This window comes from Nocardia sp. NPDC049190 (assembly GCF_040648115.1).
Taxonomy (GTDB): domain Bacteria; phylum Actinomycetota; class Actinomycetes; order Mycobacteriales; family Mycobacteriaceae; genus Nocardia.
Genome location: NZ_JBEZDE010000019.1, coordinates 71,841 through 87,138, shown reverse-complemented (window position 1 = coordinate 87,138; position 15,298 = coordinate 71,841). Strand labels below are relative to the sequence as shown.

The following is a 15,298-nucleotide window of genomic DNA, read 5'->3' as shown; positions in this document are numbered from 1 at the left end:
ACGGTGCGCAATTCTGTCAGAGGTCGAAGCGATGGTCGGGCTGGACCGTTCAGTTGCCGCTGAAATACTTGTTCGCGGTACGCACTGCCCAGTTCGGCGCATATTTGGCAGCGGTCGCCAGTACTTTCGCCTGCGCGCCGATCTCATAGTGCACCCTCGGCAGTCGCGAGCGCTTGCGCGTGACATCCCAGATCCCGGCGGCGACATCGTCGGCGGTCAGCCGTACGCCCAGCGATTTCGTCGTCCCGGTTTCCATACCCGCCACCATCGCGGTGGCCACGAACAGCGGCCAGATCGCGATCACCCGGATATCGTGGCGCTCCCATTCGAGGTCGAGTGCTTCGGTGAGACTCTTGACCGCCGCCTTGGTCGCGCCGTAGCTGGCCAGCTCGGCCTGGCCGTAGATCGCCGAGGCCGAGCAGAGGTTGACCACCTGGGATCCCGGAGTGTCGCGCAGGTACGGGAAGGCGCAATGGGTTCCCGTCAGCACGCCGACCAGATTGACCTCGACGATCGCCCGGTGCGCCGACAGCTCGACGGACTCGAACGGGCCGGCGCGCAGGATGCCCGCGTTGTTGATCAGGATGTCCAGCCGCCCGACCTCCGCGTGGAACTCGGTGAGGCGCTGCGCCCACTGCTCGGCGCTGGTCACGTCCAGCACGCCGGTGCGCAAGCTACCGCCGCGGGCGCCGACCTCGGTGGCGAGCCTGGTAAGGCCCACCTCATCGATGTCGTAGGCCCCGACCTGATAATCCCGCGCGGCGAAATACGACGCGGTAGCCCGACCGATACCGGCCGCCGCCCCGGTGATGAACACTGCCGGTTTGTTCATAGGTGGATTTTAGTACCGACGTGCCTGGGACCAGGGGGTTCCCAGACCTATGGTCGGTCGTTTACCCTCCTAGATGTTCGGGACCGTTACCAAAACGCAATCATAGGTCTCGAATGGGCAACGATTGCCGAGCAAAGATCACGACGGATGACGGCGACGCGGAGGGTGCAATGACTGCGGAAATTACCTGCGTTGTCGATTCCGAGCCTGCCGCGGCCGCGGGGCCCGGGCCCTTGTTGCCGAGCGCGGATCCGTTCCACCGGCCCCCGAAGGGGTTCGCGGCCACACCACCGGGCACGATCCTGCGCAGCAGGAAGATCGAGCTGGCACTGTTCGGCATCGTCCCGCAACAGGTCTCGGCCTGGCAACTGCTGTACCGCAGCTGCGACCTGCACGACACCCCGGAGGCGGCGATCACCACGGTCCTGCTGCCGCTCGACGCGGAGCCGGACGAAGACCGTCCGCTGCTGGCATTCCAGACCGCGATGGACGCCGTCACCGAGAAATGTTCACCGTCGTATGCCTTGCGCCATGGCGCCTGCGCGCTCGGCTCGATCACCCAGTTCGAATGGCTGATCGTCGCGAACGCGCTGCGCCGGGGCTGGGCGGTCACCATCGCCGACCATGAGGGCCCCCATGGAAACTTCGGCGCCCCGCGCGAGCCCGGTTATCGCACACTCGACGGCATCCGCGCCGCCTTGCGGTTCGCCCCGCTCGGACTCGGCCCCGACACCCCCGTAGGGGTGTGGGGCTACTCCGGCGGCGGCATGGCCAGCTCGTGGACAGTCGAGATGGCGCCGACCTACGCGCCTGAGCTCGACATCGTCGGTGCGGTGCTCGGTGCGCCGGTCGGCGACCCACGGCAGGTGTTCGACCGTTTGAACGGCACCGCCTACGCGGGCCTACCGGCCATCGTCATGGCCGCGCTACGCAGGCTGTACCCCGCCCTGGCCACGGTGATCGACAACGAACTGACGGCGGACGGCCACCGCTTCGTCGTGCGCGCCGAGAACGCGACACCGCTCGGCGCGATCCTCGGGCTGGCCAACAAGAAGGTGGACGACTTCCTGTGCCGCCCGCTCACCGAGGTGCTCGACACGCCGGAATTGCGGGCGATGTTCGACGATCTGCAGCTCGGCAACACGACGCCGGCCTGTCCACTGCTCGTGGTACAGCCGGTGCACGACCAAGTCATCCACGTGGACGGCATCGACGGTCAGGTGGAGCGTTACCGCCGCGGCGGCGCCACGGTGACCTATCTGCGCGACCGGCTCAGCGAGCACTTCTCGCTGCTGCCGCTGTCCACCCCGATCAGCCTGGACTGGCTGGCCGCGCGAATCGCCGGGCAGCCGCTGAGCGACCAGAAGGACTCGACGGTCTGGTCGGTCGCGGCCTCGCCCGCGGGCGTGCGCGGCCTGCTGGATATGGCGGTGACCGTCGGCAAGATCGCGTTGGGTCGTCCGCTGCGTCAGGAACACGCGTCCGCGGCGAAGATCGCCCCCGCGCGGGCCGCCTGACCTCCTGCTCAGCGATCCGCGCGCGACCGATTGCCGCACCGGTCGCCGGATACTGGACAATGGACGCCGTGAACGACGCCGCGAACCATACTGCCGAGTCAGTTCCGGGCCCGCCGTCCACAACCTCGGCTCCGGCTGATCGCGGGCGCAAGACCGGATCCCGCCTGTACCCACGGGTCACCAGTTTCCGGTCGCGCCGTGGTGCGCTGACCCCGACCCAGCAGCAATCCTGGGACCGGATGTGGCCGACGATCGGCCGGGAAGTCGCCGACACACCGTTGGACCAGGCCGCCTGGTTCGGCCGCGACGCCCCGCTGGTAATCGAAATCGGTTGTGGCACGGGGACCGCGACAGCTGCGATGGCACAGACCGAACCGCACCTCGATCTGATCGGCATCGAGGTCTACCAACCCGGCCTCGCCCAGTTGGTGCAACGCATCGAGCGCGAACGGATCGAGAACATCCGACTGCTGCGCGGCGACGCGGTCGACGTGCTGGAAAACATGATTGCTGCAGACTCGCTGACTGGGGTGCGCGTCTTCTTCCCCGACCCGTGGCCGAAGGCGCGACACCACAAGCGGCGACTGCTGCAGCCGGCTACTGTCGCGTTGATCGCGAATCGCCTGAAGCCGGGCGGCGTACTGCACGTCGCGACCGATCATGCCGGGTACGCCGAGCACATCTATCAGGTCGGCATGGCAGAACCGCTGTTCAGAGGACTGAATGAGACGACGGGCGGGGTCAGCGCGGAGCATCGCGCGACCGCTCCGATCGGCTTCGAAAGGCCGGTCACGAAATTCGAAGGCAAGGCGCATCGCGCCGGGAGCGCCATCACGGAGCTCATATGGGGGAAGATCGACCGATGAGCGTCAGTGAGATGGCCCACGAAGTGGTCGATGTTGCCGGGGAGGTGCAGGGAGCCGGAACGGAAGGCATCGGTGGCACGTCGCCGGATGTGCGCCGGGTCCTGCTGGTGTGGGATGCCCCGAACCTCGACATGGGCCTGGGCGCCATTCTGGGCGGGCGGCCGACCGCCGCCTACCGCCCGAGATTCGATGCTCTCGGCCGCTGGCTGCTGGCCAGAACCGCCGAACTGTCCGTGGGCAGCGCGCACCGGGTCGAACCCGAAGCCACCGTTTTCACCAATATCGCGTCCGGCACCGCCGATGTCGTTCGGCCATGGGTCGAGGCACTGCGCAATGTCGGTTACGCGGTGTTCGCGAAGCCCAAGATCGACGAGGACTCCGATGTCGACGCCGACATGCTGGCGCACATCGCGCTGCGCAGCCGTGGTCCCGGGCTGGCGGGCATCATGGTCGCCTCGGCCGATGGCCAGGCATTTCGTGAGCCGCTGGAAGAACTCGCCGCCAGCGGCGTGCCGGTCCAGGTGCTCGGCTTTCGCGAGCATGCGAGTTGGGCCGTAACATCCGATACTCTCGAATTCATCGACCTCGAGGACATCCCGGGCGTGTTCCGTGAACCGCTGCCCCGGGTCAGCCTCGACTCACTGCCCGACGAGGGTGCCTGGCTGCAGCCGTTCCGGCCGCTGTCGGCACTACTCACCTCTCGCCCCGCCCAAGGAGTCGCTTAGTGTTCACACGCTGGGGCGATCTGGTCTATCGGCTGCGTTTCGCCACCATCGGAATCGTCGTTGCCGGACTACTGGCGCTCGGCGGCTACGGCCTCGGATTGGAAGACCACCTCAGCTCCAGCGGGTGGGATGATCCGACCTCGGAATCGGCGCGGGCGGCCCAGATCAAGGACGCGGCGTTCGAACGGGATCACAACTCCGACGTCATCGTGTTGTACACGGCCCCGGAAGGAAAGACCGTCGACGATCCTGCCTTCAGCAGCAAGATCGTCGCCAACCTGAACAGTCTGCCGCGCGAGCACCCGAACGAAATCACCAAGATCAACGGGACCTACTGGCGCACGGACGAGGCGTTCGCCCAGACCAGTGTCTTCGGTTCGAAGGACAAGAAGTACGCCTTCGCCTCGATCGCCATCAAGGGCGACAACGACACCGATATGGTGCGCAACTACCGCAAGGTGAAGGACGTCTTCTACATTCCGGGCGTCAACGTGCAGGTCGCCGGGTTGCAGGCAGTCGCGGGCACCTTGAACGACACCATGGCCGACGACCAGAAGCGGATGGAAATCCTCGCCATCCCAGCGGTGGCCGTGCTGCTGTTCTTCATCTTCGGCGGCATCGTCGCGGCCGCGCTGCCGCTGATCGTCGGTGGTCTCACGGTGATCGGCGCGTGGGGGATCGTTCGCTTCATCACCGAGTTCACCGAGGTGAACTCGTTCGTCTCGCCGGTCGTTTCGATGATCGGCCTCGGCCTGGCCATCGACTACGGCTTGTTCATCGTGAGCCGGTTCCGCGAAGAACTGGCCGAGGGATACGCCACCAAGGCGGCCGTACGCCGGTCGGTGATGACGGCGGGACGCACGGTGGTGTTCTCCGCGACGATGATCGTCGCCAGCCTCGGCGGCATGCTGCTGTTCCCGCAGGGCTTTCTCAAGTCGGTGGCCTACGGCGCCATCGCGACAGTCACGCTGGCGGCGCTGACCTCGATCACGGTGTTGCCCGCCATGCTCAGCGTGCTCGGCAAACGCGTCGACATGTTCGGCTTCAAGCGATTCCGCACGACGAAGACGGCCGAGGAGGTGGAGAACGGGATCTGGGGCCGATCCACCCGTTGGGTGATGAAGCATCCACTCAAGATCGCGATCCCACTGTGCATCGCGTTGCTGCTGTTGATCATCCCGGTCAAAAATCTCCAGTTCGGTGGGATCAACGAGCGCTACTTGCCGCCCGACAACCCGACTCGGCTGGCACAGAAACAGTTCGACAGCGTCTTCCCGCTGCGCAAGTCGGATCCGATCGAACTGGTCTTCAAGATCGATAGCACCGCCCTGACACCCGCGGTCGGCAAGGTGGTCAAGGACGCGAACCAGGCGCCGGGGCTCGCGGGCGAGTTCGACTACCCGCCCAATACCGCGCCGAACGATCGCACCATCTTCAAGACCAAAGCGGCGCTGGCCGACTCGCAGAACGCCGATCCGACCATCGAGTTCCTGCGCTCGATGGAGCTGCCCGACGGCGTCACCATGCTGGTGGGCGGCCAACCGGCGATCCAGAAGGACAGTATCGACGCGCTGCTGGGCCGGATGCCGTTGATGATCGCGCTGGTGCTACTGGTCACCACCTTGCTGATGTTCCTCACGTTCGGATCACTGGTCCTGCCGATCAAGGCGGCGCTGATGAGCGCGCTGGGGCTCGGGTCCACCCTGGGCATCCTGACCTGGATCTTCGTCGACGGTCATGGCGCAGGCCTGTTGAACTTCACGCCACAGCCGATCATGTCGCCGGTGTTGGTGCTGATCATCGCGATCATCTACGGTCTGTCGACCGACTACGAGGTCTTCCTGATGTCGCGAATGGTCGAGGCGCGCGCCATGGGCGCGAGCACGACCGAGGCGGTCCGGATCGGAACCGCGCAAACCGGCCGCATCATCACCGCGGCCGCGCTGATCCTGTTGGTCGTCACCGGCGCGTTCGCCTTCTCCGACCTGGTGATGATGCAGTACATGGCCTACGGCATGATCGCCGCGCTGTTCATCGATGCGACGGTGCTGCGCATGCTGCTCGTTCCGGCCACCATGAAGCTGCTGGGCGACGACTGTTGGTGGGCGCCGGCCTGGATGAAGAAGGTGCAGGAGAAGATCGGGCTCGGTGAGCCGATTCTCGACGACGAGCGCGTCGGCGGCGGCGAGGTCGTCGACTTGGTCAAGACCACGCCGATCACCGACCCGGTGACCATGCAGATCCCCGCGATCGCCGACGCCAACAAGGTGCCGCGCAGGCGCAAGCCACGCACCGTCGCGGAGATCGAGGCGGAGGCGCCGACCCGGCGGCTGGACCGGACACCGCCGCCTGCCACGCCCGCACCGCAGGCGCCACCGCCACTCGATCCGGCACGGCCGCGGCCACCCGGCAACTCCCCGCACGGACCAGGCGACCCGCTCCGGCAACGGCCCCTGCTTCCGCAGACACCGAACGGGCCGCGTGCCACGCCACCCGAACAGGCCGACCAGCGCATCCCGTCTAGCTCGGCAATGCCACAGAGCCCGACTGGTCAACGACCGACTCCGTCCGCCGGTCCGATGTGGGAGCCGAACGGGCCACGCGGAAACGTGCCCTCGGCAGCCATACCGGAGAACGGTCCGCGCCCCGGCGTGCCGTCGGCGCGACCAGCCGAACCACGTCCGACCCCGCCACCCGCACCAGCGTCGGGCTCGGCTCCCGAGCCGCGCCCGTGGTCGACCATCGGGCCGGACTCGGCCTCCCTGGCCGGCATCGCGCAGGTTCCGACGGTCGAGTCGAGCACCGCGCAGACCCCGCCAGTCAGCCGAGCCCCGCGCCCGGCCACCTCACCACCCGAGCCCCGGCCACCGGCACCCGACACCCCCGCCGACCGTGCCACCGCAGAGGACGGAGATTCCGCCGAATCCGGCCCGAATACCACCCGCAGCAGCATCGAGAGCTGGATGGCCGAACTCCGTTCCTCCCGCCGCGGCATCGGCAGGCCCGACGAGGGCCGCCATCACGATGACGGACGCACGGTCAGCGTGAACGAACTGCTGCGCCGCCGCGACCGGGACTGAACGCGCCCCGACAAGCGGAGGACCGCCACACCATCGGGTGACAGCAACCGAACGATGCTGTGGCGGCCATCGGCTCACGCGACGGGCTGACGATTTTCGGGCTGCCGCCCGAGGGTGATTTCCGTGCGACCGCACGGCTTTCACTGTGCTGGTGAGCTTTCAGCGTCGTCGGGAAGCGGAGACTTCCTCTCGGTCGCACCTGTGCCCGATGGTGATCATCGGATGGGCTGTTCGTCAAAACCCCGGTCGTGTAACCGGACTCGCGCCGCGCGTGGGAAATCGAGTTGTCCGGCGGTACCTTTCACCTTCCGGTGGTCGACTGATTGGAGACAGCGGTGTTGATGTCGCGAGTCAAGACCGATTCGTGGTTCTCGGCGTTCCGAGTGTCCGTTACAGCGATCATGTTGACGGCCGCGTTCACGAGTGCCTGCTCGGGTAGCGGGCCTGATCCTTTCACTCAGAACCTGACCGGTCGCGGTCCGATCACTTATGTGGAGGGCAAGGACACCAGCGAGACGGGCATGATCAGGCAGCTCATCGAACGATGGAACGCCGCGCACCCGGACGAGAAGGTGACCTTCAAGGAGCAGTCCAGCGACGCCTCCCAACAGTACGACGACTTCGCCCAGCATATGAAGTCCAAGCTGTCCGACTACGACGTGATCGTTCCCGACGTGCCGTGGACTGCCGAATTCGCGGCCAAGGGCTGGATCCAGCCGTTGCGGGACTCGTTCGCGGTCGACACCTCCGCCCTGTTGCCGGCGACCGTCGCCAGCGCTACCTACCGAGGCGTCGTGTATGCGGTGCCCGGTAACACCAACGGTGGCCTCCTGTTCTACCGTAAGGACCTGGTGGCGACCGCGCCGAAGACCTGGACCGAGCTGCGCACCGACTGCGGCATCGCCCGTGCGCACGGAATTGGTTGCTATGCCGGACAATTCGCCTCCTACGAGGGGCTGACCGTGAACGCAGCCGAGGTGATCAACACCTTCGGCGGCTCCTTCGTCGGCCCGGACGGCAAGACCTCGACGGTGAACAGCCCACAGGCGCGCGCCGGGCTGCAGATGCTCGTCGACGCCTACAACAACCACGACATCCCGAAGGAAGCCATCTCGTTCAAGGAGGCGGAGAGCCAGAATGCCTTTGCTCAGGGCAAGCTGCTGTTCCTGCGTACCTGGCCGAACTTCTACGGTGTCGCGCAGGGCGATTCCTCGCTGGTGAAGGGCAACGTCGGGGTCGCGTCGCTACCCGGCAAGGACGGAGTCGGCGCCTCCGCCCTCGGGGGCCACAACCCGGCGATCAGCGTCTACTCCAAGCACAAGGCCACCGCACTGGACTTCCTGCGCTACCTGATCAGTGCGGACGCCCAACGTATCGTCGCGGACAGTGCCACTCCGCCGACCCGAGCCTCACTGTACGACGAACCATCGCTGATCGCGAGGTTCCCCTACCTGCCCGCGCTGAAAGATTCGATCGCCAACGCCGTGCCGCGTCCGGTGACCCCCTTCTATCCAGCCGTGTCAAAGGCAATCCAGGACAACGCTTATGCCGCGTTGACCGGCGCCAAGTCTGTCGACGACGCGATCACCGGTATGCAGAGAGGCATCGAGGTCGCCGGAGCGTGACGACAGCCGGATCTCGTGGCTGCGATGTGCGGTGCTGACGACCGGCGCGGCCACAGAGCGTTGCCTGTTCACCAGCGCGGCGATCCACCGAGCGCGCACCGCAGACGACCGTTGTGCAGCTAACCGGTGTTGCCTTCCGAGCGACTGTCGGCCCCGGCCTCGGCGAACGCCCTCGCGTACCGGGTGCCGACGAGGAGCAGGAGCACACCGACCGCGATGAAGGCAGCCACGCGCAGAAGTCCGTCCAGCGTGGCGAGATCGAACAGGAACAGCTTGACCACAGCCGCCCCGGCGACCAACAGCCCCGAGCCGAGGGCGAGTTTGGCGACGACGGGTGCGGCGGCGAGCTTGCGCAATCCGAAAAGCAACACCACCGTTGCCGCGATCATCCACAGGATGGTCGCAGCGCCGTGGCCGAGGACGAATCCGTTCGGCGCTCCGGTCGCGACGCCGATGGACACCGCTGTGACGGTCACCGCGTAGAGCCCGGCAATGCTCGCGGCGATCCACTGCACCGTACTGCCCGATGCCATGCCCGGTAGCCGCCGTGCACACCACAGCGCCACCGCGAGCACCGCGAGCGCCAGCACCGCGCCGAGCGTGGTCGCCACGCCGAGGCTCACCTCCGAACGATTCCGCGAAGCAAGGATTCCCGGACCCGCGACGTTCCACAGGGTGCATCCACCGAGCACTACGAATGCCGAGCCGATCCCCGCCGCGCCTCGGGACCGCTGCTGGCCCGCCACCCCGAGGAAGGCCAGCGCCAGCAGGAACAAGGCAACGGGAAGGGTAGCGGGCCGCGTCGCGCCGACGCCGGCCTCCAGAGCGGCGATCGCGCCCGCCACCGCGGTGACCATTGCCGTATGTCCCGGAATTCGTGCGTAGGCCTGCAGTTTCGGCACCATGGCGATCGCCGCGACCATGAGCAGCACCGTGGCCGTGGTCGATGCGATGATCACCGCGTCGAGCCACTCGTGGTACATCCCCGGCGCGATCAGCATCGGCGCCGTCGCCAGCGCCGTCGTCAGCGACGCGGCGACGTCGGTCGGCCTGCGCCGCACGACGACGATCGTCCCGGCAAGTCCGACCAGCGCGACCGCCGCGGCGGCGGTGAGCAGCCACACCCGCTCCCCCGCCGGAACATCGAGAACCGCCCCTGCGACGAATACCAACGTCGCCAGCGCGGCGGGAACGGTCCGCGCCGCGTGCAGGGACGGCCAATTACGCGCCACTTGCACTGGTACGCACGCCAATTGGAGCACGATCAGAAATGCGAGCAGCACCGGACGCGTGGTCAACACCGGCGCCAGCACCGCCGCACCGAGCACGACCAGCACCGCGAGCGGCTGGGACCGCCACCGCATCGCCAACCCGACGCCTCCGGCCGCGACACCAAGGGCCACCGCGAGCCCCAGTACCGGGTGCAACCAGTGGTAGCTCACAGTCACCGCGATGACATCGAGATACGCGCCCGCGACACCGGTGGCCACCACAGCGATGCCGCCGACCCGCCCACCGGTGCGCCCGAGGACACGCGTACCCGCGGCAACCAGTCCTGCCGAGAACACCGCCCCGGCAACAACCCTCGGCACCGGCCCGAAGAAGCCCGCCTGCGCGGCGAGCACCAGCAACATGACCACACCGATCAAGGTCACCGCCATCCCGGCCACTGCCAGAATCCGACTGATCACCCCGTCCCGCTGCCACCACGGTGTGCGCGGTTCTCGCGGCCCCCGCACCTGCGGCGGGACAGGCGGACGCGGCGGCACCGCTCCCGGCACCGCTCCGGGCATCGGCATCGGCATCGGCATCGGCATCGGCATCGGCATCCATGGAGCACCCGCAACCTCCGGCCGCCGGAACTGTGGGGCGAAATGCGAAACATATTCGGGTGCAGCAGGGATCGGCATCCTCGGTATCGGTGAATTCTGCGGCTGAAGCGGTGACAACGGTGGTACCGCCGTCGGCGCGTCGGACGACGCCCAAGCCGAGCTTCGCGCGCTCGCCTGTTCCCGCAGTGGCACGGTTGCACCGACCGGCCCGCCGGTAGCGCCGACTGCGGAGTCCCCACCCGGCATGGCGTTTCCGGACGCGGGCCCCCCGGCCCCGCCGACCGCCGAAGTCGCAACCCCGGCCGAATGCGCGGCTGGCGCAATGGGCATAACGGGCCCGGCCGCCGCGGGAGTGTCGGTTCCGCAGTGTTCTTCGGTAATCTCCTGTGTTCCACCGGAACCCGCAGTTATCTGCTCCCGGAGTAACTCGAGGTCCCGTCCGAGCACACCCATGTGCGTCCCCAACACAGCGAACTCACCGGACAGCCGCGAAATCAGCGCCGGGTCGAGAGAGGTAGTCATGACTTCATGCTCGGTCGTGTCACCCCGCCAGGGCATGAGTAATTGCCCCTGGTAGACAACCGGTATCTACTCGAGATTTCGTGATCGTAGGCGAGGATCACATGACCCGTATCCTCCGCGTCGTTCGGAGTGCGCGAGATCCGGGCGCCAGCCCCGTCCGACCAGCGGCTCAGCGGCCGATCAACCGGCGCCAGTGCGCGGAGAGCGGATGCTTGGCGGTGACCGATCCGAACCGGAGACAACCGCGCACCACCAGGTGCAACGGGCCGAACGGGGGTCCGGTGTGGACCTTGTTGTTCACGCTGGAACCGATCAGATCCAGCCCGTTCAGGTCGACCGTGGCCTCGGCGGGCACGATCAAGGTGAGCGAACTGCAGTAATCGTTTACGCGCACCTCGACCACCTGAGTCGACATGATCGCCTCGGTGAAGTCCAAGGTCACCCCGGATAGCCAGCTGTTCAGAGACAACCTGGGCGGCACCCGCCACGGTCCGCGACGATTCACCCCGGACATACGGGCGCTGATGACATCGTTCGCCGAGTCCGAGTCGGGCACCGGCGGCGCCGACCGGTTCTTGCCGAAGGTGGGCGAGGAGTTCACCGACGCCGAGGGCCGGGCTGCGGGCCGATCGCGCAGCCGGACGCCAGGCAGGTCGATGAGCACGGCGTTCAGCTCACCGCGTGTCTTCGCGGCCAGCGCGGTGTCCATTCGCTCGGTGAACTCGCCGAGCGACAGCATGCCGAGGCCGACGGCACGCTGCAGCAGTTGCCCGACATGTTCGCGTTCCACGTCCGAGACGCGCAGGTCCCGGTCGCACACCCCGGCGCCGGCCACCTCCGAAGCGCCGGAGCCGACCACATCGGGAATCGATTCCGGGCCGCCCATGCTGTCGAGGCTACCGAGCACGCCGCGACGGACACATCAGGGAAATCCCTGATAAACCGGCACCGGCTCCTGCGCTCCGGGGCGAGCTTGCGTGCTACTCGAGCCCCTGCTCGATGGCGTAGCGAGTCAGTTCGACCCGGTTCGCCAACTGCAGTTTTCGCAGCGTGGCCTGCACATGGTTCTCCACCGTTCGGTGGCTCAGTCCGAGCCGCGACGCGATCTGCTTGGCGGACATTCCTTTCGCCACCATCCGCAACACGTCGGTCTCCCGTTCGGTGAGCGCGGGCCGATGTGGTTCGTCGGGCTGAGCTGGTGCGGTCGCCATCCGCCGATACTCGCCGAGAACCAGGCCCGCCAGGCCGGGTGTGAACACCGGCTGACCCGCGGCAGTGGCGCGCACGGCCGCGATCAGTTCCGACGCCGACGCGCTCTTCACCAGGTATCCCGAGGCTCCCGCCTTGATCGCGTCCAGCACGTCGTCGCGCTCGGCGGACGCCGAGAGCACCAGCACCCGGCTGCCCGGTGACACCCGGAGCACCTCCGCGGTGGCCTGCACACCGTTGCCGTCGGGCAGCTGCATGTCCATCAACACCACGTCGGGTCGTACCGTGGCGGCCCGCCTGGTCGCGGCGCCGACTCCGTCGGCCGTGGCCGCCACCTGGAACCCCGCCTCGGTCAGGTCGCGGGACACTCCGTCCCGCCACATCGGATGATCGTCGACCACCATCACCGAAATGGTCTCGGTCGCTTCGTCTGTCATGCACCCCTCCCGTGTTCACTCATAACGGTGCCTCGCCGGCGCTCGGCTTCCTCACGCACGCCGTGTCGACGATTCGCTCGCTGTGCGAGTTCATGTCCGCGGCACCCGGAATTCCCATTCGGTGCCGAATCCGACCCCGCCGTCGATCTCGGTCAGCAGGTCCGCGCTTCCCCCGAGCGCCGCGATCCGCCCGACGATCGCTCGCGACACGCCCATCCGTCCTTCGGCTTCCGCCTCGGCCAGCCGGCCCGACGGAATGCCGACCCCATCGTCGCGCACGCTGATCACCAGTTCATCCCCGGTATCTTCCAGCAGGACATAGGCTTTCGCGTCTTGCCCGGCGTGCAGTTCGACATTGGACAGCGCCGTGGCGACCGCGGCCGCGATCTCGCTCGCCACCCAGCGATCCACCTGCACCGGATTGCCGGGTGTCGACACCGACACATCCGGCGTGGCCTGCGCGGTCAGCAACGGCCGCAGATCGACCTCCGCTCCGCCGGAATCGCGGCGATCAGCCTGCTCGGAGAGCAACACGCGTAGCGCCACTTCCTGTTCCCGGGCACGCCGCGCCAGTTCCGCCGTGGGACCGCCGATCTCGCTGCCACGTCGCGTGATGTAGCTGAGCACCTGCAACACGCCATCGTGCACCTCACGCGAAAGGCGTTCGCGCTCTTCGGCGGCCGCGGTCATCCGCACCGCCCGCTCCAGCTGGTCTTGGGCGCGGCGCGCGGTATTGGCGGCAAGCCCCAACGCCAAACCCACCGAAACGAGGACCGGTACGGTCGCGTCCGTCCACACATCCTGTCCCCACTGATCACGCACGGTCAGCGCTACCGCGGCGATCAACGCTCCGGACAGCACGCCCGCGATCGGTCCGCGCAGGATGGCCGCTCCGATCACGGCGTTGGTGGCCCAGAGCGTGGTCGGCAGCGTCTGATGCCCGTGATACCAGTCGTAGTCGGCGACCAACCGGGTGGCGGCCATCAGTCCGATCACCACCAGGTGGTCGCCGGTCACCACCCAGCCGCGCAACCGAACCGCCTCCGGGAAATGCCACTGCGACAGCATGATCGCCGACACGCCCGACCATACCGCCATCAGTGCGATGAGCACCCAGCTCAGCCGCGGGTTCGTGTAATGCGGCGCCGAGGCGATCTGCTGACCGACCGCGTACAGCACCGTCACCAACCGCAGCGCTTGGGCGGCCCGCCACAGCGGCGCGGTCGCCACGTCGGCCGAGCGCTGCTCAGCGCTTCGACGCGCCGTCATCGGGTTTCGCACGGGCGGAGGCGGCGTCCGCCTTCTTCTCCGCCGCTTCGACCAGCGTTGCGGCCACGTCGAATCGGCCGGGATCGGGGCGATCGGGTTCAGCAGAATAGAGCTTGCGGTGTTCGTCGTCACTACGCAGCTCCTGGAACAGTTCCTCGGGGCTGTCCGCGAGCAGCGACCTGATCGCCGTGTTCATCACCGCGACGAACGGCACGGCGAGCAGACCTCCCACGATTCCGCCGAGTACCACGCCCGCCGTGATCGCCAACACCACAGCGAGCGGATGGATGCTGACCGCCCGGCCGAGCAGCAGCGGCTGCAGCACGTGCCCCTCGAGCTGCATTACCGCGATGATGATGCCGAGCACGATCAGGGCGGTGACCAGTCCCTTGGTCACCAGCGCGATGAACACCGCGAGGAACCCGGCGAGGACGGCACCGATGATCGGGATGAAGGCGCCGATGAATACCAGCGAGGCCAGCGGAAGCGCCAACGGCACGCCGAGAATGGCGAGCCCGGTGCCGATGCCGATCGCGTCCACCGCCGCGACCGCCACGGTCGCGCGAACGAACCCGACCAACGTGCCGAAGCCGAGCTGCCCCGCGGTGCGGACCCGCACCCGCTGCTCGGTGGGCACGATCCTGGTGACGAACTCCCAGATCTGGTCACCGCTGTAGAGGAAGAAGATGAGGATGAACAGCGTCAGAAAGGTCCCGGTGAGCAGCTCGCCGATTACGGTCGCGGTGGTGAGCGCTCCACTGGTCAAGCTGGTCTGATTGGACTGAAGGGCCTTGACGATGGTGTCGCCCGCGTTGCGGATCTGCTCGTTGCTCAGATGTAGCCGTCCATTGATCAGCCAGTCCTGGATCGAATGGATGCTGTTGGTGAACTCGTCGGTCAGCTGTGGCACACCGTCGACGAACTGCTCGATGACGAAGGTCATGATGCCCGCGACCACACCGAGCGACCCGACCAGCGCGACGAATACCGCCAGCCCGCGTGGCACGCCCAACCGCTGCATCCAATCCACCAGCGGCGCGAGCAAGGCTGCCGCGAGCAGCGCGATGGCGAGTGGAATGACCACCGTTGCCAGTTTCTGCACGATCGCGGCGAGCACGATCCCCAGTGCGAACAGCACGAGTAGTCGCCAGCCCCACGCCGCGGCGACACGCACGATCGGGTGCACCGCTTGCGCGGCGGGCCGGTGGACGCCGGCCTTGCGCACTGGAGTTGACTTGGCGTCGGTCATCTCCGTGAGCCTAACGGGCACAACCGGACCGTGTCCCCAGCATCCCGCGTAGGGCCGAACAAGATAGCGGTAGCCGCAGATCAGACGCGACCGGACGTGACGGTCCCGAGTTCGCGCCGGGGCGACGCCGGACGA

The 15,298-nt window shown here is 67.3% G+C and carries 11 protein-coding genes; 5 read left to right on the top strand and 6 right to left on the bottom strand.

The window, feature by feature from the left end; all coding sequences use genetic code 11:
- Positions 1 to 49: 49 nt before the first annotated feature.
- Complete coding sequence (locus AB0B25_RS18215) at positions 50 to 832, bottom strand: SDR family oxidoreductase (protein ID WP_357180494.1); 783 nt, start codon at positions 830 to 832, stop codon at positions 50 to 52.
- A gap of 170 nt (positions 833 to 1,002) precedes the next feature.
- Between AB0B25_RS18215 and AB0B25_RS18210 the strand changes: the two genes are divergently transcribed.
- From AB0B25_RS18210 to AB0B25_RS18190, 5 genes are all read left to right on the top strand, one after another.
- Positions 1,003 to 2,349, top strand: coding sequence for a lipase family protein (locus tag AB0B25_RS18210; protein WP_357180492.1), 1,347 nt, complete (start codon positions 1,003 to 1,005; stop codon positions 2,347 to 2,349).
- Positions 2,350 to 2,408: 59 nt separating this feature from the next.
- On the top strand, positions 2,409 to 3,215 hold the full coding sequence (trmB, locus tag AB0B25_RS18205; protein ID WP_357180490.1) for a tRNA (guanosine(46)-N7)-methyltransferase TrmB: 807 nt from the start codon (positions 2,409 to 2,411) through the stop codon (positions 3,213 to 3,215).
- Positions 3,212 to 3,940 (top strand): NYN domain-containing protein, encoded by a 729-nt coding sequence (locus tag AB0B25_RS18200; RefSeq protein ID WP_357180487.1) that lies wholly within the window; start codon positions 3,212 to 3,214, stop codon positions 3,938 to 3,940. Before trmB ends, AB0B25_RS18200 begins: the two co-directional genes overlap by 4 nt.
- Positions 3,940 to 7,020, top strand: coding sequence for an MMPL family transporter (locus AB0B25_RS18195; protein WP_357180484.1), 3,081 nt, complete (start codon positions 3,940 to 3,942; stop codon positions 7,018 to 7,020). Before AB0B25_RS18200 ends, AB0B25_RS18195 begins: the two co-directional genes overlap by 1 nt.
- 401 nt (positions 7,021 to 7,421) lie before the next feature.
- Positions 7,422 to 8,645 (top strand): ABC transporter substrate-binding protein, encoded by a 1,224-nt coding sequence (locus AB0B25_RS18190; protein ID WP_357180588.1) that lies wholly within the window; start codon positions 7,422 to 7,424, stop codon positions 8,643 to 8,645.
- A gap of 119 nt (positions 8,646 to 8,764) precedes the next feature.
- Here the strand turns inward: AB0B25_RS18190 and AB0B25_RS18185 are convergent, their stop codons facing one another.
- The 5 genes from AB0B25_RS18185 to AB0B25_RS18165 form a co-directional block, all read right to left on the bottom strand.
- Positions 8,765 to 10,468 (bottom strand): DUF2339 domain-containing protein, encoded by a 1,704-nt coding sequence (locus AB0B25_RS18185; protein ID WP_357180481.1) that lies wholly within the window; start codon positions 10,466 to 10,468, stop codon positions 8,765 to 8,767.
- A 700-nt stretch (positions 10,469 to 11,168) separates the two neighbouring features.
- Positions 11,169 to 11,819, bottom strand: coding sequence for a DUF1707 domain-containing protein (locus tag AB0B25_RS18180; protein ID WP_357180585.1), 651 nt, complete (start codon positions 11,817 to 11,819; stop codon positions 11,169 to 11,171).
- 160 nt (positions 11,820 to 11,979) lie between these two features.
- Positions 11,980 to 12,645, bottom strand: a complete 666-nt coding sequence (locus AB0B25_RS18175; RefSeq protein ID WP_357180478.1) for a response regulator transcription factor — start codon at positions 12,643 to 12,645, stop codon at positions 11,980 to 11,982.
- Positions 12,646 to 12,735: 90 nt separating this feature from the next.
- Positions 12,736 to 13,914, bottom strand: coding sequence for a DUF5931 domain-containing protein (locus tag AB0B25_RS18170; RefSeq protein WP_357180475.1), 1,179 nt, complete (start codon positions 13,912 to 13,914; stop codon positions 12,736 to 12,738).
- Entirely contained in the window at positions 13,892 to 15,163 is a 1,272-nt protein-coding gene (locus AB0B25_RS18165; protein ID WP_357180472.1) for an AI-2E family transporter, read from the bottom strand. The genes AB0B25_RS18170 and AB0B25_RS18165 overlap by 23 nt, the downstream gene beginning before the upstream one ends.
- Positions 15,164 to 15,298 lie beyond the last annotated feature (135 nt).

Bases quoted from the DNA above. Each gene is read 5' to 3' on its own strand.
- AB0B25_RS18175 (WP_357180478.1), bottom strand. From the start codon at position 12,645: ATGACAGACGAAGCGACCGAGACCATTTCGGTGATGGTGGTCGACGAT.
- AB0B25_RS18170 (WP_357180475.1), bottom strand. From the start codon at position 13,914: ATGACGGCGCGTCGAAGCGCTGAGCAGCGCTCGGCCGACGTGGCGACC.
- AB0B25_RS18215 (WP_357180494.1), bottom strand. From the start codon at position 832: ATGAACAAACCGGCAGTGTTCATCACCGGGGCGGCGGCCGGTATCGGT.
- trmB (WP_357180490.1), top strand. From the start codon at position 2,409: ATGGACGCCGTGAACGACGCCGCGAACCATACTGCCGAGTCAGTTCCG.
- AB0B25_RS18210 (WP_357180492.1), top strand. From the start codon at position 1,003: ATGACTGCGGAAATTACCTGCGTTGTCGATTCCGAGCCTGCCGCGGCC.
- AB0B25_RS18200 (WP_357180487.1), top strand. From the start codon at position 3,212: ATGAGCGTCAGTGAGATGGCCCACGAAGTGGTCGATGTTGCCGGGGAG.
- AB0B25_RS18165 (WP_357180472.1), bottom strand. From the start codon at position 15,163: ATGACCGACGCCAAGTCAACTCCAGTGCGCAAGGCCGGCGTCCACCGG.
- AB0B25_RS18190 (WP_357180588.1), top strand. From the start codon at position 7,422: ATGTTGACGGCCGCGTTCACGAGTGCCTGCTCGGGTAGCGGGCCTGAT.
- AB0B25_RS18185 (WP_357180481.1), bottom strand. From the start codon at position 10,468: ATGCCGATGCCGATGCCGATGCCGATGCCGATGCCCGGAGCGGTGCCG.